Raw genomic sequence first — 16,951 nt, 5'->3', positions numbered from 1 at the left:
AGCGCCTTAGGAGAACAAGTTATGTGTGGCATCGTCGCGGCGGTTGCGCAGCGTAATGTGCAGGGAATCTTGTTGGAAGGGCTGAAACGCTTGGAGTATCGCGGATACGATTCTTCTGGCATGACGGTGCTTAACAGCGGTGTGTTAACGCGTCACCGGGCTTTGGGCAAAGTCGCGGCACTCGCTGAACAGTTGGACGCCGCCGCGCTGCCAGGCAACAGCGGTATCGCGCACACGCGCTGGGCCACCCACGGCAAACCCTCCGAGGCCAATGCCCATCCGCACCACAGCAGCGATAACGTCGCCGTGGTGCATAATGGCATTATCGAAAACTACGAGCAGATTAAAGAGACGCTGCAAGGCAGCGGTTACACGTTCACTTCGGAAACCGATACTGAAGTGATCGCCCACCTGCTGGCGGACAAACTCGCTACGGGCAAGACGCTGTTTGAGGCGACACAAGAGATTGTTAGTGGCTTGGGCGGTGCCTACGCCCTGGGTGTAATGAGTGCGGCCGAGCCCGGCGTGGTCGTGGGCGCACGCCAAGGCAGCCCCTTGGTGGTAGGTGTTGGTATTGATGAAGCCTTTTTAGCCTCTGATCCGCTGGCGCTGCTTCAAGTGACCGACCGCTTTATCTATCTGGAAGAGGGCGATTTAGTCGAGCTGCGTGAGCATGGAGTGATTCGCATTGTTGATCGCCAAGGCAATGACGTTGAGCGCCCTATCCATACCTTTGAACATGGCGACGGTGCGGCTAGCAAAGGCGAATATCGTCATTACATGCTCAAAGAGATTTTTGAGCAGCCCGCCGTTATTAGTGCCGCGCTGGAAGGGCGTTTAAGTAGCCACGGCGTGTTGGTAGAGAGTTTTGGGCCGGATGCGCTGGCGCTGTTCCAGAAAACGCGCCATGTGCATATTATTGCCTGTGGCACCAGCTACCATGCAGGCATGGTCGCGCGTTACTGGTTGGAGCGCTATGCTGGGGTGCCGGTACAGGTCGAAGTGGCGTCGGAATATCGCTACCGCCACCCGGTGGTGCCGGAAGGCACGCTCTTTGTAACGCTGTCCCAGTCTGGAGAAACGGCCGATACGCTGGCGGCGCTGCGCTTTGCTAAAACGCTCAACTATGTCGGCTCGCTGGCGATCTGCAACGTGCCCGGAAGCTCGCTGGTGCGGGAGTCGGACATGTCGCTGATGACCCGCGCAGGCCCCGAAATTGGTGTGGCCTCGACTAAAGCCTTTACCACTCAGTTGATTGCGCTGATGCTGTTGACGCTATCGGTCAGTAAAGCGAAAGGCCAGCCAGAGCAGCCAGAGATCATTGGCGCCCTGCAGGCACTGCCCGCGCTCTGTCAGCAGGTGTTGGGTCTCGATCGGCAGATCGAAGTGCTTTCTCAGGCATTTGCAGAGAAGCATCACGCGCTCTTCCTGGGTCGTGGGGCGCACTACCCCATTGCTTTAGAAGGCGCGCTGAAGCTCAAGGAGATTTCCTATATCCATGCGGAAGCCTATCCTGCCGGGGAGCTTAAGCACGGCCCGCTGGCGCTGGTGGATAGCGAGATGCCGGTAATTTCAGTAGCCCCGAATGATGACCTGTTGGAAAAGCTGAAATCCAACCTTCAAGAAGTGCGCGCCCGCGGCGGCCAGCTGTTTGTGTTTGCCGATCAAAAGGTAGGAATCAGCTCTCAAGATGATATCCGTGTGTTGGAACTTCCTGAAGTACACGAAGCACTGGCACCACTGCTCTACACTCTACCGTTGCAGCTGCTGAGCTATCACGTAGCGGTGCTCAAAGGCACCGATGTGGATCAACCGCGTAACCTTGCCAAGAGTGTGACCGTCGAATAAGTGCCGTGTCACAATTAATTGCAGTTGGATGAATAAAGCGCTTTACAAGATGCGGCAAATAGCCGCATCTTATGCGCCATCGCTGCGTTGCAGCACATAGTTAGTGTGCTTATTATCGTGGCGGTATTCTCTAACCCTGCCAGGATCACGCTGCTATGAAACCACCTAACGTCCTTGCAACTCGGCATCCCGCTTGCCGCGTTGCTTGGTTGTTGACCGCACTCTGCCTCTTCGCTTTTCCTTCTCTTGCTTTTGCTGCTGCTGGCCCCCTCGATCTCACCACCTCACTTGCCGGTATTGTCTCCGTGACCATTTTCATTCTGGCCTATGCCCTGGTCATGAGTGAAGAAATCATCCACATGCGTAAATCCAAACCGGTTCTGGTGGCTGCTGGCCTGATCTGGGCTATGGTCGCGTGGGTCTACGTACAAGCAGGTATGCCCCATGAGGCAGAGAGCGCCTTCAAAGAGACGCTGCTCGAGTATACCGAGCTGCTGCTGTTCCTCCTGGTGGCGATGACGTACATCAACGCCATGGAAGAGCGTCGTGTGTTCGATGCACTGCGTGCGTGGCTGGTGCGCAAGGGGTTTAGCTACCGGAGCCTATTCTGGATTACCGGCTGTTTGGCGTTCGGTATTTCGTCCATCGCCAACAACATGACGACTGCCATGCTGATGTGTGCGGTGGTGCTAAAGGTCGCCGAGGGGGATAACAAGTTTATCAGCCTCTGCTGTGTCAACGTGGTGGTGGCCTCCAACGCCGGTGGTGCGTTCAGCCCGTTTGGCGATATCACCACACTGATGGTGTGGCAAGCCGGTCAGGTGCCTTTCGAAGGCTTCTTTGCACTGTTGGTACCTGCCATCGTGAATTTCATGGTGCCTGCGGTGATCATGAACTTTTTCATCGTCAATCGTCAGCCCGCTGCGCTCACCGAGAACGTATGGTTGAAGCGGGGCGCCCGGCGCATCATCGTACTGTTCTTGATCACCGTGGCGATCTCTGTGCTGTGCCACTCGATTCTGTACCTGCCGCCCGCTATGGGCATGATGTTTGGTCTAGGCCTGCTGCAATTCTTTGGCTATTACCTGCGTCGCAGTTTGCCCCGTTCGCTGGAGCGCAAACGTGAGCGTTACTCCCGCCGCGGAGATTGGAAAAAGCTGGAGCAGCTAGGCAGCGTGGTGCCGTTCGATATCTTCAGCCGTATCGCCCGCTCCGAGTGGGACACGCTGCTGTTCTTCTACGGGGTGGTGATGTGTGTGGGTGGCCTGGGGTTCATGGGCTATCTCAGCCTGCTTTCGGAAACGCTTTACGGCGGCTGGGACCCGGTGTGGGCCAACGTCGTGCTGGGGCTGATCTCAGCGGTGGTGGATAACATTCCAGTGATGTTCGCCGTGCTCTCCATGGCGCCGGATATGTCGGAAGGCAACTGGCTGCTGATCACTCTGACAGCCGGTGTGGGGGGCAGCCTGCTCTCCATGGGATCGGCTGCCGGGGTAGCGCTGATGGGGCAAGCCCGTGGTATCTACACGTTTGCGGTGCATTTGCGCTGGGTGCCCGCTATTTTGTTAGGTTACGTAGCCAGTATCGTGGCACACCTGCTGATCAACGCCAGTCTTTTCTAAGGCGGTTGGCTATCCTGCCTAGCCGCTTGGGGCCAAATAGGCGCGGTAGAAAGTGATGGACCGTGGCGTTGTGTTGATGCGCGAAACGCGCCTGTATCAACTGTTTTAGCTGCGTTTGATCATGTCTGTTAAGCGCTTCTTGCCAGCGCAAAGACGTTAAGGGCAGTGAACGTAGATGAGCCATCGGGCAATCTCCATCGTATTTCCCGATACTCTCGTTGACATTACTTAACGAAAACTTAAACCTTGTAAAAAGGCATATTATCCTTTCGTAGGCTTATTAAGCCTTAAAGTGATTAAGCCTTAGGGTTACTAAATAAGGAGAGTCGTTGTGACATCCGACGCGCAGCGCCACCACGCTAGCCGCTATCAGGTGGTGCCCTGTCCCGCACATCGACGACGCGAAGCGCTGCTGCATTTAGCGGCTGTCCACACTCCTTCCCTGCAGGCTGGCTTGCAGCAGGCCTTAACGGCGTCGACTGAGTCTGATTGGCAGGGTTTGTGGGTGGCGATGGAAGGCGAATATATACGCGCGACTGCCTGGGTACAGCCGCTGGCAAACCAAACGGCGCAGCTATGGCTGCCCAGGCATAACGATGCCGCCGCCCAGGCTCTGTTGAGTGCCCTGCCGGGGTGGGTGAAGCAGCAGCCGATCATCCTTTGCCATGTGGTGCTCACTGAGCCGTGGGCAGCGTGGGAAGACACGTTAATTAAAAGCGGTATGCGTGCGATGGCCACCCTAGAGCATCGTGCGTGGCCATGCCGAGCAGCCCTAGCGCCTCAACAGCCGTTGAGATTACGCCCTTTCAAGGCGTTAACGCTGGCTGAACAGCAGGCGTTACTGGCGCGGGTAGGTGAAGATTCTCTGGATTGCCCAGCGCTGCGCCATGCGCTGCCGGTTAGCACGCTGCTAGCTGGGTTCCAATCTCAGGCGACTTCGGCTTATCCACAACACTGGTATTGGCTGGAATACCAAGAAGAGCCGGTAGGAGTATTGTTGCTCGCCACCCCCTCTTTGCAGTGGAGCCTGCAACTTATGGGGCTGGTTCCGGAATGGCGCGGGCAGGGGCTGGGGCACGTTATTATTGAGCATGCCCAAAGCTTGGCTGCCCAGGCCGGGGCGCAGTGCTTAACTCTCACGGTGGATGAACAGAATACGCCTGCTCAGCGGGTTTATGCCCAAGCGGGGTTCATACAACTGGGGCGCGAGCGCTTGTTAGGGTGGTATTAATCTGGCCGTTCAGTAGCGTCATCCTCCGCTTATCGGCGTTGTAGGTTGAATTGCCGCGCTTAGTAGCATTTTCTTACCCTTTATGTTCTCGGTATACTAACTCTATACGTATGTCTTGGCGTTTCGGTGGCTGCGGTAGCACCATAGAGCGTGGCACGGCCGCACCCAAGGGCAAGAACGGTGTCTCCAGGCGCTAGGTATCCAGCATAAGCAAGAAACGGACGCACTCGTTTTGAAGCGCAACGCGTTTATTACATAAAACTTAAGAGGTGGTGAGAGTGAAATCTAAGCTGATCATGAGCGGGCTGGCGGCCCTCGGCGTCATGGCAGGCACATCCGGTGCTTATGCCCAAGATGCAGCGCGTGACGCAATCGCTGAGCGCCTAGCGCCGGTAGGACAACTCTGCCTTCAAGGCCAAGACTGTGGTACGGCGGCAGCTCCGGCCGCGGCCAGCAGTGGCGGTGGTGGTGAAATTGACGGTGCCGGTATTTACAACAACGTCTGTATGGCGTGCCACGAAACGGGTGCCGCTGGAGCACCGGTGCGCGGTGACGAAGCGGCCTGGGCTGAGCGTACTGAGCAAGGTTTTGCCACGCTGCTAGACCACGCCATTAATGGTATTGGCGCAATGCCTGCCCGTGGCGGCAACCCCAACCTGTCAGACGAAGAGATGGAAGCGGTGACAGCGTATATGGTCGAGCCTGTCATGGAAGTTCCTGAGCTAGGTGGCGGTGATGAAGGCGCGGCTGCCGAAGCAACTGACGAGAGTAGTAGCGACGAGATGGCGACGGCAGATGCTGTGGCCAGCGAAGATGAAGCAGTCGCCAGTGAAGAAGACGCTTCCAGCGGTGGCAGCAGTTTAGACGGTGAAGCGCTTTACGCCAGTGTGGGCTGTGTGGCGTGTCACGCCGCTGGCGTGGCGGGTGCACCGAAGATTGGCGACGCTGAAGCTTGGGGCCCGCGTATTGAGCAGGGTACCGATGCACTCTACCAAAGCGTCTTCAACGGTAAAGGCGTGATGCCGCCGCGTGGTGGTAGCAGCGCTTCCGATGAAGAGATTATGGCCGTGGTTGATTACATGGTCTCGCAAGTACAGTAAGCGTGAGCAGCCCGCCCTCCTGGGGCGAGGCCAGGCGTTATAAAATATCCACAGGTGGGTGCTCCAAACCCTCTGTGGATATTTTTTTGCGCGATACATAGCGCTTGCCCAGCACGCTTATCCCAGCAGCGAGCGCAGCCCGGCAATCGCATCTTTACCGCGTGCCTGCTTTTTCTCCGGGTCCTCTTTATCAGCGCGGCCCTCCCACTCCAAATCATCCGCGGGCAGCTCATCCAAAAAGCGGCTGGGTTGGCAGTCCATCAGCTCGCCATAGGCCTTGCGCTGGCGCGCCAGGGTCAGCGTTAGCGTGCGTCGGGCGCGGGTAATGCCCACGTAGGCTAAACGCCGTTCTTCTTCCACGGTACCCATCTCGATGGCGTTACGGTGGGGCAGCAGATCCTCCTCCAGGCCCATCAAGTAAACGTGGGGGAACTCTAGCCCTTTCGAGGCGTGCATGGTGAGCAGCTGCACCCGGTCAGAGTCATCCTCTTCGGCCTGTTGCTCCAAAATATCCCGCAGCACTAAGCGTGAAATGGCCGCTTCTACGCCGTCGGTTTCTGTTGCGGTAGAGTCATCTGCGTCTTCCGGGTCGCGGTTCAGCGACTTCTCCAACTGATCAATCAATATCCATACGTTGGCCATGCGGCGCTCGGCAATGGTCGGGGCGCTGGCGTTCTGGTACAGCCACGCCTCGTAATCCATATCTCTCAGCATGTCGCGTATCGCGGCAATGGCATCGCCCTGGTCCATCCGTTTGCGCACGCCATCGATGAAGTGCGTAAAGCGCGACAGCCGCTCCACGGCGCGGGTGGGCAGCGTTTGTTCCAGGCCCAGCTCGTGGCAGGCGGAAAACAGCGAAATGGAGCGCTCGGTGGCGTAGTTGGCGAGCTTTTCCAGCGTACCGGGGCCAATTTCACGCCGGGGCACGTTGACGATGCGCAAAAAGGCGTTGTCATCGGCGGGGTTGATCAAAAGCCGCAGGTACGCCATGGCGTCCTTGATCTCGTTACGCGAGAAAAACGACGTGCCGCCGGAGAGCTTGTACGGAATCTGGTAGTGCTGCAGCTTCAGCTCCAGCAGCCGCGCCTGAAAGTTGCCTCGGTAAAGCACCGCAAAATCGCGCCACTCGGCTTTTTCCTTGATGCGCCGAGTGAGCATCTCGCTGGCCACTCGCTCGGCTTCGGCCTCCTCATGGCGGTTCACCACCACGCGAATCGGCGCGCCGTCGCCCATCTCCGACCACAGGGTTTTGTCGTAGACGTGGGGGTTATTGGCAATCAGCGTGTTGGCGGCGCGCAGTATCGTGCCGGTAGAGCGGTAATTCTGCTCCAGCTTGATGACCTTCAAGCGCGGGAAATCCTCCCCCAGGGTGACCAGGTTTTCCGGCCGAGCTCCCCGCCAGGCGTAAATCGACTGGTCGTCGTCGCCGACCACGGTAAAGGTGGCGCGTTCGGCCATCAGCAGCTTCACCAGCAGGTACTGGGAAACGTTGGTGTCCTGGTACTCATCCACCAGCATGTAGTGGATTTTGCGCCGCCAGCGGGCCAGCGCTTCCGGGTCACGCTGCAAGAGCACTACGGGCAGCAGAATCAGGTCGTCGAAATCCACCGCGTTGTAGGCTTTCAGGTGGCGAACGTAGGCTTCGTACACCCGTGCCGCGAAATGCTCGTCGTCATCGGCAGCAAACGAAAGCGCATCCCCGGGCAGCACCAGGTCGTTCTTCCACTGGGAAATCTTGGCCTGAACGGCGTTGATCTGCTCGGCATCGACCTGAGCGTCTTTATTCATCAAGTCCCGCAGCAGCGCCTTGGCGTCTTCCGGGTCGAACAGCGAAAACCCCGGCTTGTAGCCCAAGGTCTTTAGCTCGCCGCGAATGATGTTGAGCCCCAGGTTGTGAAACGTCGAAACCGTTAGCCCGTGGCCCTCTTTGCCCTTCAGCATCTGGCCCACCCGCTCTTTCATCTCCCGGGCGGCCTTGTTGGTAAAGGTCACCGCGGCGATCCGGCGGGCGCTCATGCCGCACTCTTGCACGAGGTAGGCAATCTTGGTGGTGATCACGCTGGTTTTGCCCGACCCCGCGCCCGCCAGTACCAGGCAGGGGCCATCGATATAGCGCACCGCTTCTTGCTGGCGTGGGTTGAGCCCTTTGATACGGCTAAGAATGCTCTTTGGCGGTTGGGGCGTCATGGCGAAGGGTGACCTCTACAAGTGTTTCGGGGCAATTTCTATTACAATCAGCAGCGCTGACGAAGGCGCAGCAGGCTAATACAGCAGGTAACTCATAGGCAGGTGGTGATGTTTGAAGTAGCGCTATTCGAGCCGCGCATGGCTCCCAATACGGGCAACATTATGCGCCTAGTGGCGAACAACGGCTGCCGTCTCCATTTGATCGAGCCGCTGGGCTTTGATCTCGAAGAGAAAAAGCTACGTCGCGCTGGGCTAGACTACCGCGACCTTGCCAACGTGACGCGCCATGCGGATTTTACGGCGTTTTACACCGCCATGCAGGGGCGTACTATCTGGGCGATTACCACCAAAGGCACCCGTGCCCACAGCGACGCGGCTTTTGCGCCGGGAGACGTGCTGCTGTTCGGCTCAGAAACCGCCGGGCTCTCCCCGGAGGTGCACGCTATGCTGCCGGCTGAGCAGAAACTGCGCATCCCCATGCAGCCCAATAACCGTAGTTTGAATCTTTCCAACGCGGTCGCCGTGGTGAGCTATGAAGCGTGGCGCCAGCAAGGCTATGCTGGCGCATTAGGCAGCGAGTAACAGGCAAGACTAGCCAGCGATGCCGTAGCGGTCGCGATAAGCGCGAACGGCCTCGGCGTAAGCCAGCATTTCGCCGCCCGCGTGCTCTTCTAGATACGTCAGCACTTGCTCTAAGGTAACGATACTGACCACTGGCATGCCGTACTGGGCCTGTACTTCCTGAATAGCGCTCTGTTCGCCCTGGCCGCGCTCTTGACGGTCAAGCGCAATAATAACGCCGCCTGCGCGAGCGCCGCTTTGCTCAATCAGGCCCATCACCTCACGGATTGCGGTGCCTGCGGTGATCACATCATCAATGATCAAAATATCGCCAGAAAGCGGGGCACCCACGATGTTGCCGCCCTCGCCGTGGGTTTTGGCTTCTTTACGATTGAACGCATAAGGCATATCCCGGTCGTGGTGGTCGGCTAGGGCCGCCGCGGTGACCGCCGCCAAGGGAATGCCCTTATAGGCGGGGCCAAACAGTACATCCGCCTGCAGGCCGCTATCGACAATCGCTTGAGCGTAAAAGCGGCCTAACTTGGCCAGCGCCCGACCGGTTTGAAACAGCCCAGCATTAAAAAAGTAGGGGCTAACGCGGCCAGATTTTAGCGTAAACTCGCCAAACTTAAGTACGCCCTGTTCAATGGCAAAAGCAATGAAATCGCGCTGGTAGGGTTGTAGAGTGGTGGCCACGGCATTCCTCACTAAGCGGTAGGTTTCAATCGGCACGAAAGCAACAATAAAAGTAGGGTAAATGGCAAGTTTTACTCGCTGCCTTTACCCAAACGTCTAAACGTCGGGTATCATACAGCAGCGACGCAAAAGGGACGATTTATGAAAATTGCCAGCATCAATGTCAATGGTATACGTGATGCCGTCGACCGTGGCTTCCTGGACTGGCTGGCTCAGCAGGATGCCGACGTGGTCTGCGTGCAGAACATCAAGGCGAAAAGTTTCGAACTGGGTGACCACATCCTCTATCCGGAAGGCTACGAAGGCTACTTCCTGGATGCTGAGGAGGATGGTTTCTCCGGTGTGGCACTCTATTGCCGCAAAATCCCCAAAGCCATCATGTACGGCCTGGGGTTCCCTCAGTGCGACCACGAAGGGCGCTTTCTGCAGGCGGATTACGACCGCTTCAGTATTGCCACCTTCCTGATGCCTGATGGCAGCGACCAAAAAGCCAAACAGGCGTTTATGGAGCAGTACCAGGAGTACCTGACGAAGATGTCGCGCAAACGCCGCGAATACATCATCTGCGGTACCTGGCACATTGCCCACAAAACCATCGATTTGGCCAACTGGTCGGACAACCAGCTCACCTCGGGTTTCCGCCCGGAAGAGCGTGCCTGGATGGATCAGGTGCTTGGCCCAACAGGCTTTATCGACACCTTCCGCGAAATTAATCGCGATGCAGGCGAGTACACCTGGTGGCCAAAACTTGACCAAGACGTGCCCCGTGATCGTCAAGAAGGCTGGCGGATCGACTACCAACTGGTCGGCCCCAACTTCCGTCGTCACGTGGTGGACGCGTGGATTGATTACGATGCGACCTTCTCAGAGTTCGCACCGCTGATCGTTGAGTATGATCTAACGCTTTAAGCGTTAGCTACTTCCCGCGTCGCACCGCCAACAGGCCAGCTTACCGCTGGCCTGTTGGGTTTCAGGGCCCGAGTCATGCTGGGCTCCTTTAACCGCGAATCCCCAGCGCTTCACGCTGCTTCTCACGCAATTCATCACCGGCTTTCTCGGCCAAATCCAGCATCGCGTTCAGCTCTTTACGGTTAAACGCGCCCGCTTCCGCCGTGCCCTGTACTTCAATCAGCTCGCCGCTTTCGGTCATCACCACGTTCAGGTCGGTGTCGGCTTTGCTATCTTCGGGGTAATCCAGGTCCAGCACCGGCACGCCTTTGTAGATGCCGACTGAGATCGCGCTGACCAGCTGCTTGAAGGGGTCGCCTTTGATCTTCTTTTCTCGCTGTAGGTAGCGGAGCGCATCCACCAGCGCCACGCAGCCGCCGGTAATGGCTGCCGTGCGCGTGCCGCCATCGGCCTGAATCACATCGCAATCCACGGTGATGGTGAACTCGCCCAGCTTCTTCAAATTCACCGCCGCACGCAGGCTGCGGCCAATCAGGCGCTGAATCTCCAGCGTGCGGCCACCCTGTTTGCCACGGGTCGCTTCGCGGCCGCTGCGGGTATGAGTCGCGCGGGGCAGCATGCCGTATTCGGCAGTAATCCAGCCCTGATTTTTACCGCGCAGCCAGCGCGGCACGCCCGCTTCCACGCTCGCGTTACACAGCACCTTGGTATCGCCAAACTCCACCAGCACGGAGCCTTCCGCATGGCGGGTGTAATCACGGGTCAAGCGAATCTCACGGAGCTGGTCGGCCTCGCGACCGCTGGGGCGAACAACATCAGGACGCATAGCACCTCACATCATCTTAAAAGTGGAAAAGCCCTCTATTGTACACGTCTGAGCGTGCGCGGATGGGCCTATCGGTTAGACTGTTCGGAATCACATTGATGTAAAGGATGCATCGACTTATGGCCGCTTCCCGCCGCGTACACAGCATGACCGCCTTCGCCCGCACCGAGCAGGCCGCCCCGTTTGGCACCCTGCAGGTCGAGATTCGCTCAGTGAACCAGCGCTACCTAGAGCCGCACTTTCGCCTTCATGAAAGCCTGCGAGATTTAGAACCTGTGCTGCGCGAAGCGCTACGCACGCGCCTGGCCCGAGGTAAGGTTGAGTGCAGCGTACGCTTCGAGAGCGCCGACACCGCCCAAGCACCGGCCGTGAACGCCCAGCGCCTAAAAGAGATTGCCGACGCCCTGGCCGCCATTCAGCAGCAGGTGCCCAGCGCCGTGCCGCCCACTACGCTGGCGCTGCTCAACCAGCCCGGCGTGATGGAAACCCAGCACCTCGACCAAGACGCCATCAAAGCCGCCGCCAACGCGCTCTTTAACCAAGCGCTGGATGAACTGATCGACGCCCGTGCCCGGGAAGGCGAAAAACTGGCCGAGATGATCACCACTCGCCTGGACGCCGTCAGCGAGCAAGTAGCCACCGTACGCAGCCTGCTGCCGCAGATTCTGGAACGCCAACGCGCCCAGCTGCTAGAGCGCTTAGAAGTCGCCAAAACCGAACTCGATCCCCAACGCCTGGAAGCCGAGCTGGTACTGGTCGCCCAAAAAGCCGATGTGGATGAAGAACTCGACCGCCTGACCGCGCACATTGAAGAAGTGCGCCACCAGCTCGCCCAAAAAGGCCCCAAAGGCCGCCGCCTGGATTTCCTGATGCAGGAGCTTAACCGGGAAGCCAATACGCTCTCGTCAAAATCGGTGGTAGCAGAGACGACCCGCTGCGCGGTGGAGCTGAAGGTGTTGATCGAGCAGATGCGGGAGCAGATTCAAAACATAGAGTGATGTTCTTGGGTGTTTATCGTTGTTCTTTAGTTCTTTAAAAATCAAATGGTTATGTAATTTTTACAGTCACCGCGTTCATGTAAGTTCTGCCAAGTTTGGGTAGTGATGGGTAGTAGATTGGGGAGTATTTTCTCGCTATATTGTATCAGCGAGATTGTACTCCCCAATTTTTTTAAGGCAGGAAAGTGGGCAAGCTACACGACAAGACCGTCAAGAAACTGATCAAAGAGAATCCATCCGTGCGACATGCCGACGGCAATGGCCTCTACCTCATGACCCCGAAGCGCGGCGATGCCTACTGGATGCTGCGCTATACCACCCCAGCTACCAAGCTCCGGCGCGAATACACCATCGGCAAGGTGGACGACTGGTCATTGGCCGACGCCCGTGATGAGGCGGCGAAGCTGAGGTTGGCGATCAAGCGTGAGGGTGCTGACCCGGTTCAGGAGCGGCAGAAGGTCAACCAAAACCCCTTCAAAACGCTAAATGACCTGTACGCGGACTACTACGAGCTTCGCAAACGAGAAATCGCGTCCCACCATAAAGAGAAGAGCCTGTACGAGCGTGAGGTCGCCTGGCGCATCGGAAAGGTGGAACTTGAAAAGATCCGACCAGTGGATATCAGTGAAATCCTGCGGGACGTGGCCACTGGCTATGACGACAATAAGCCCCGCCCAACCCTATCAAATGATTTGATGCGCCTGCTGAGAAACCTGTTTGATCATGGCATCAAATTGGACGTCACCAGGTTCAATCCAGCCTCGCCATTCCGCCCCCGGGACGCCGGCGGGGAGGAGAAGGCCGCCAACTACCCAATGACGGAACCCGAGGTTATCGAGTTCTTCAACAAGCTCCGGGTGATTCCGGCGCAGTTCAGCCGTGAAAACTACCTGGCCTGTGCTTTGTTGATTGCGACCTGTACGAGAAAAATGGAGCTTCTGGCAGCGCCTTGGTCGGAATTCGATCTGGAGAGCCGTATCTGGTACCTGCCCGAGGAAAGGACCAAAAAGAGAAGGGCCATCGATATCCCGTTGGCGGAACCCGCCGTGGAATGGTTGAATGAACTGAAAGTACGCTCCTGTGGGAGTGATTGGGTGTTTCCAGCTCGCAGGATCAGTAAAAAGGCACGGACTCCGCATGTGTGTGAAAACACGCTGAACCATGCGCTCAAGAAGCTCTTTGAGAAAAAACTCTTCTCATTCGACAAGCGCCGCGTCCACGATCTGCGTGGCACGGCCCGGACGAAGCTAGGCAAGCTCGGTTTTGATGATAATCTGGCTCAGCGCTGCCTGAATCAGCTACCCGGCAACCGGACGGACCGGGTCTATAACAAGCATGCGTACTTTGAAGAACGAAGAGAGGCCCACGAGGCGCTCTGCGAATGGCTAGCGCCCATCGTGAGAGGGGAGGTCAGTTCTGGAGAGTAAAAGGGGCCAGATCAAGCCCCTTGCTGCTCGATCCAGGCCAACAGATCCGATAGCCGCCACGCCACCGAGTTGCAGCCCAGCTTGAGCCGTGCCGGAGCCGCTCGCTTTCGTTCCAAGGTCCACCACTGAGTCCGGCTGACACCTGTAATCGCTCGACGGTCTGACTCCCGGACCAGCCGCTCACACTGTCCAGAACGAGCCAGCAGCTTAGTGCGCAGCTCCTCCGAAGGCGGACTGAAAGTTTTGTCACTCATTCTCCGTTACCTCCGAATTTTCACTGGGAAGAGTGGGAAACTGGGATAGCCCATCAAGATCTGATAAGGAATTCAGATAGCTCCTGATGCGATCCGGCCATAAGGCGAAAAACCTTTCAAATCTGCCATTTACTTTGACTCTCAGGGTGCCCCGGCTCCTTTCATTAGTTTCCAACAGGTCTTTCTGGATCAGGAATTCGATTTCACGCATATACCGAGTAGGAAGCCCGAAAAACTGCAAGAAGTTGGCTTTCCTAACAAGTAGCTGCTTTTCACCATCCACCATTCTCTTGAATCCCTCGTAGGGTGGCTCCGCTCTGCCCTTCTCGATTGGGGCGAAGCTATGTCTCCGCGACCTCATATATTCATTGAGCTTCAACAGGATCCGGTACTCTTCCTTGTTGAATATGTGTCCTCTCGACTTTATCCAGGCGTCGGCCACTTGATGCACTGCTTGTTCAGATTCTTCCTCGGTCCAGGGCAGCAAATAGTTTCTACAGGCCAATCCAAGGGCCGTAGAGATTAACGCGAACCGCCGCATCACTCGGACAACTTGCGATGCCATCAAGGGTGTGGTCCATTGATCGGTTAGCCTCTTTACCTCCCCCTTTGCGTATATCGAGAGCTCATCCCCCCGCTCTGTTAAACATTCTATCCATGCGCGAAACAGTGTGCCGTAATAGTGCCGTGTCGCACTTTTCAGGGCGTCAACCAGCTCCTGAGCGCTGCAGAATTCGTGGAGCTCGTCAAATGCTCCGTAACGACCGAAAACCGGTATTTCGACGAGACGTGTCTCTTGCCCTGCTTTCACCTCCTTTCCCAGCCTTTGAAAAACCTCAGACAGCCAAATTTCGCCTGTACTGAGCACGAGAGTGCGCCAACAGGCTTGTCCAGCGAGCTCGCCCGTGATGGTCGCCCTCAATTTACTTGTGCCATTTACAATCTGATAGATCGCTGTATCCACGTCCTCAGGCCGTGCCAGGCCGATTTCGTCAAGGGCGAGTAGTATGTCGTTGTGTTCCGCTGAAGCAGCAGATAGGCCATTTGAAGTGGAGGCCCAACTCCGCACAAAGCTTGGAGAGCTATAGATGCTGGCTGCTATTTGAAGAAGCGTCGACTTGCCACCGCTGGAGTTACCAACGATGTGCTTGGCACCATTCTCGATTTCTGCGTGTTTGAGTAGGGGGGCAGCCAAGGCAACTCCAACACTGAAAATCGCAAGAGGGTTACCCCGGCATAGCCTTCCGACGTTGGCTTGCCACTCTTCAAGTGTCCCACTTTCCTGAAGAACGGGCGAGGCCGCTAGCTGCCCAACGAAGTGATGTTTTTCATCTGCCTCCCCGATTGTCCAGCCGCTGGTCGCAAATATCGACCCATGCCACCCAGCTCTATCAACTGTTGTTGCAGGCTGTGCCTTCGCCATTTCCTCCAGGAGGTATCGTTGCAACCTAGACCAACTTGTATTCGTTGGTTCCAGAGGGTATCCGGTATCCACCAACAACTCTCTCACCTGACGTGAGTTTTCCCCATTAAGAATTCGGGCATAGACAACTTCTTGAAGCATGACGCCATCCATATTCTTCCACTGGAGTAGCGCACCATGACCGCGCCTCTTGTCTACAAGTCGGGTTCTGGCAATAACCTCAATCCACCCGCCAACTCTCTGCCATTCTTCAGAGCTATAGCAGTAAAGCCCGGAGTCTCTCAGTTGAAATTTCATTCGTCCCTCCGTCACAACCGGTCCAGCCAGTCACGAACATCCTGAATCCGGAACCTGACGGCTCTTCCTTGCGGGCTTGGCTTTATGGGGGCAGGGAAACGACCTGCTTTCACGTACCTTCGAAGCGTGGATTGCGAAAGCTGGGTGACGGCACAAACCTCTTCATAGGTGAGCAAACGTTCATTCGTTTCGTTGAAATACTGTCGTTGCATAATCCACTCCTGGTTCGTTGTTTAACGGACAGGAGTGATTATGAATAGTCCTGAATTCACACTAGAACCGCGGAATTGGCCATTTTGGGCGCAAAGAGAAAAATTTATAACCAGCTGAATTTAAATATTATTTTTTGTTATTTGGGCGATTTCCATGTGAATCCCATCGGTTTACGGGCAAAATCTGGCGAAAATGTAAGCAATCGCTGTTGCCCGCCACCATCACGGCATCATTTTGTGACTCGGTAATGCTCATTGACTTTCACATGTGAAAGTCAATGCTTGACGTGATCAAAACAGCCTCTTAAAGAGCCTTTTCGAGGCCCTGTTATTTTACGGGGCATGCCCGTATCACACAGGGGCTCCAAAAGGTCTCTTCCAAGCCCTTTGTGAGTGCCCCGAGGAGGTACCGGGAATTGTTGTAGCGACGACAGTCAGTCCGGTTACATCAAGCCGTTGCATACCTGAGTCTTCCCAGCAAATGGGGCGGTAGGTCCCAAATAAATAACGGCGATCCACGCTTTTAGCCCATGCCACTTATGCCTTTGGGGATGGGAGCACAGCGCAGAAGTCCCAAATCAGATAGTTATGTGGAAAGGAACTGGAAAGTCCCTTGGCATTTTGTGACTTTTTCATCCCAAGTTCGCCGTTGCGCCCAAAAAGGGCAAAAGCACGGGCCACCGTAATGATCAAATCCGGTTAGCATCATTCGTGCATTCAGAGCGAGAGGAGTAAGTGAATGACGCGAATGAACAAGCAGCAGGTAGTCGACCACTGGTGTCATGCAAGTCGACTAGAAGGGGTTGATCACACACGGGGCACCCAGGCAGCGACTGAGCAATCTAAAGCATTTTTGCAAACGCTTATGGACTTGATTGACATTGAACAGGCCAGATATCGATACTTAGCCCAACGTATCTGTGATGTATATTGGGAGCACAATATTGCTCACCGAACCGATCAGACGGAGGGTTACCCTGGCCATCATGGATGCCGTGTCAGGCTGAGGGGAAGAAAACTGGAACTGTCCTGGTATTACAATTCATTCGTGCCAAAAGAAGGCGGAACCGGACACGCCGTTTACAGCGAACATATTTCTAAAGAGGGTCAGTACCGGTATTTCAAGTCTGCATTCGCGCGTGCGCAAGACTGGGAAAATCCAGTTATTGCAGATATAGAAGATGGTTTCGAACTGATCCGCAGGCTTAATGCTAATCTGACGCAACTCAGGAGAACGCTGAAATCGAGTGTCTGCTTACTGGCCGAGCTGGAAGCCTATCTGGAGGAAATACTGGCCCCTCTCGCCAGGGCAGCCAAAACTGAGGGCACCGGGAAAAAGTAGGGACAGAAAGATACGAAG

Annotated in this window: 15 protein-coding genes; 9 read left to right on the top strand and 6 right to left on the bottom strand. The window is 56.2% G+C overall.

Annotation, left to right across the window (positions count from 1 at the left end; all coding sequences use genetic code 11):
- The first annotated feature begins 21 nt into the window (after positions 1-21).
- The 4 genes from glmS (at position 22) to L1249_RS09655 (ending at position 5,801) form a co-directional block, all read left to right on the top strand.
- On the top strand, positions 22-1,848 hold the full coding sequence (glmS, locus tag L1249_RS09670) for a glutamine--fructose-6-phosphate transaminase (isomerizing) (RefSeq protein ID WP_062375220.1): 1,827 nt from the start codon (positions 22-24) through the stop codon (positions 1,846-1,848).
- A 155-nt stretch (positions 1,849-2,003) separates the two neighbouring features.
- Positions 2,004-3,470, top strand: coding sequence for a sodium:proton antiporter NhaD (gene nhaD / locus L1249_RS09665; RefSeq protein ID WP_044628613.1), 1,467 nt, complete (start codon positions 2,004-2,006; stop codon positions 3,468-3,470).
- 331 nt (positions 3,471-3,801) lie between these two features.
- Positions 3,802-4,701: a GNAT family N-acetyltransferase gene (locus L1249_RS09660; protein ID WP_044628614.1), complete on the top strand. Its 900-nt coding sequence runs from the start codon at positions 3,802-3,804 to the stop codon at positions 4,699-4,701.
- Between the two features lie 278 nt (positions 4,702-4,979).
- Positions 4,980-5,801 (top strand): c-type cytochrome, encoded by an 822-nt coding sequence (locus L1249_RS09655; protein ID WP_172416703.1) that lies wholly within the window; start codon positions 4,980-4,982, stop codon positions 5,799-5,801.
- Between the two features lie 117 nt (positions 5,802-5,918).
- On the opposite strand, the gene rep is transcribed toward L1249_RS09655, so the two are convergent.
- Positions 5,919-7,988, bottom strand: a complete 2,070-nt coding sequence (rep, locus tag L1249_RS09650) for a DNA helicase Rep (protein WP_044628616.1) — start codon at positions 7,986-7,988, stop codon at positions 5,919-5,921.
- Between the two features lie 108 nt (positions 7,989-8,096).
- On the opposite strand from rep, the gene L1249_RS09645 reads away from it, so the two are divergent.
- Positions 8,097-8,570, top strand: coding sequence for a tRNA (cytidine(34)-2'-O)-methyltransferase (locus L1249_RS09645; protein WP_044628617.1), 474 nt, complete (start codon positions 8,097-8,099; stop codon positions 8,568-8,570).
- Positions 8,571-8,579: 9 nt separating this feature from the next.
- Here the strand turns inward: L1249_RS09645 and pyrE are convergent, their stop codons facing one another.
- A complete protein-coding gene (gene pyrE / locus L1249_RS09640) occupies positions 8,580-9,245 on the bottom strand; it encodes an orotate phosphoribosyltransferase (RefSeq protein ID WP_044628618.1) in 666 nt (221 codons plus the stop codon).
- Positions 9,246-9,386: 141 nt separating this feature from the next.
- Here pyrE and L1249_RS09635 point away from each other — a divergent pair, with 141 nt between their 5' ends.
- Complete coding sequence (locus L1249_RS09635; protein ID WP_044628619.1) at positions 9,387-10,154, top strand: exodeoxyribonuclease III; 768 nt, start codon at positions 9,387-9,389, stop codon at positions 10,152-10,154.
- Between the two features lie 88 nt (positions 10,155-10,242).
- On the opposite strand, the gene rph is transcribed toward L1249_RS09635, so the two are convergent.
- On the bottom strand, positions 10,243-10,980 hold the full coding sequence (gene rph / locus L1249_RS09630) for a ribonuclease PH (protein WP_058577354.1): 738 nt from the start codon (positions 10,978-10,980) through the stop codon (positions 10,243-10,245).
- Between the two features lie 119 nt (positions 10,981-11,099).
- On the opposite strand from rph, the gene L1249_RS09625 reads away from it, so the two are divergent.
- Together L1249_RS09625 and L1249_RS17575 are read left to right on the top strand one after the other, a co-directional pair.
- The gene (locus L1249_RS09625) at positions 11,100-11,978 is read left to right on the top strand and encodes a YicC/YloC family endoribonuclease (RefSeq protein WP_044628621.1); all 879 of its coding nucleotides are present in this window, start codon (positions 11,100-11,102) and stop codon (positions 11,976-11,978) included.
- Positions 11,979-12,163: 185 nt separating this feature from the next.
- The gene (locus L1249_RS17575; protein ID WP_044628622.1) at positions 12,164-13,405 is read left to right on the top strand and encodes a tyrosine-type recombinase/integrase; all 1,242 of its coding nucleotides are present in this window, start codon (positions 12,164-12,166) and stop codon (positions 13,403-13,405) included.
- Between the two features lie 11 nt (positions 13,406-13,416).
- On the opposite strand, the gene L1249_RS09615 is transcribed toward L1249_RS17575, so the two are convergent.
- The 3 genes from L1249_RS09615 to L1249_RS09605 are packed head-to-tail and all read right to left on the bottom strand — an operon-like array spanning position 13,417 to position 15,591.
- A complete protein-coding gene (locus tag L1249_RS09615) occupies positions 13,417-13,659 on the bottom strand; it encodes a helix-turn-helix transcriptional regulator (RefSeq protein WP_058577355.1) in 243 nt (80 codons plus the stop codon).
- A complete protein-coding gene (locus tag L1249_RS09610) occupies positions 13,652-15,379 on the bottom strand; it encodes a DUF927 domain-containing protein (protein ID WP_044628623.1) in 1,728 nt (575 codons plus the stop codon). Before L1249_RS09610 ends, L1249_RS09615 begins: the two co-directional genes overlap by 8 nt.
- Before the next feature lie 11 nt (positions 15,380-15,390).
- Positions 15,391-15,591, bottom strand: a complete 201-nt coding sequence (locus L1249_RS09605; protein WP_044628624.1) for a helix-turn-helix transcriptional regulator — start codon at positions 15,589-15,591, stop codon at positions 15,391-15,393.
- A gap of 739 nt (positions 15,592-16,330) precedes the next feature.
- Here L1249_RS09605 and mobI point away from each other — a divergent pair.
- Positions 16,331-16,933, top strand: a complete 603-nt coding sequence (mobI, locus tag L1249_RS09600) for a conjugative transfer protein MobI(A/C) (RefSeq protein WP_052509918.1) — start codon at positions 16,331-16,333, stop codon at positions 16,931-16,933.
- Positions 16,934-16,951 lie beyond the last annotated feature (18 nt).

Source organism: Halomonas sp. Cn5-12, from assembly GCF_021532545.1.
GTDB classification, from domain to species: domain Bacteria; phylum Pseudomonadota; class Gammaproteobacteria; order Pseudomonadales; family Halomonadaceae; genus Vreelandella; species Vreelandella aquamarina.
This window is presented reverse-complemented; position numbering and strand designations above follow the sequence as displayed.

Coding starts and splice junctions, on each gene's coding strand:
- glmS (WP_062375220.1), top strand. CDS start 22: ATGTGTGGCATCGTCGCGGCGGTTGCGCAGCGTAATGTGCAGGGAATC.
- nhaD (WP_044628613.1), top strand. CDS start 2,004: ATGAAACCACCTAACGTCCTTGCAACTCGGCATCCCGCTTGCCGCGTT.
- rep (WP_044628616.1), bottom strand. CDS start 7,988: ATGACGCCCCAACCGCCAAAGAGCATTCTTAGCCGTATCAAAGGGCTC.
- L1249_RS09645 (WP_044628617.1), top strand. CDS start 8,097: ATGTTTGAAGTAGCGCTATTCGAGCCGCGCATGGCTCCCAATACGGGC.
- L1249_RS09635 (WP_044628619.1), top strand. CDS start 9,387: ATGAAAATTGCCAGCATCAATGTCAATGGTATACGTGATGCCGTCGAC.
- rph (WP_058577354.1), bottom strand. CDS start 10,980: ATGCGTCCTGATGTTGTTCGCCCCAGCGGTCGCGAGGCCGACCAGCTC.
- L1249_RS09625 (WP_044628621.1), top strand. CDS start 11,100: ATGGCCGCTTCCCGCCGCGTACACAGCATGACCGCCTTCGCCCGCACC.
- L1249_RS09615 (WP_058577355.1), bottom strand. CDS start 13,659: ATGAGTGACAAAACTTTCAGTCCGCCTTCGGAGGAGCTGCGCACTAAG.
- L1249_RS09610 (WP_044628623.1), bottom strand. CDS start 15,379: ATGAAATTTCAACTGAGAGACTCCGGGCTTTACTGCTATAGCTCTGAA.
- L1249_RS09605 (WP_044628624.1), bottom strand. CDS start 15,591: ATGCAACGACAGTATTTCAACGAAACGAATGAACGTTTGCTCACCTAT.
- mobI (WP_052509918.1), top strand. CDS start 16,331: ATGACGCGAATGAACAAGCAGCAGGTAGTCGACCACTGGTGTCATGCA.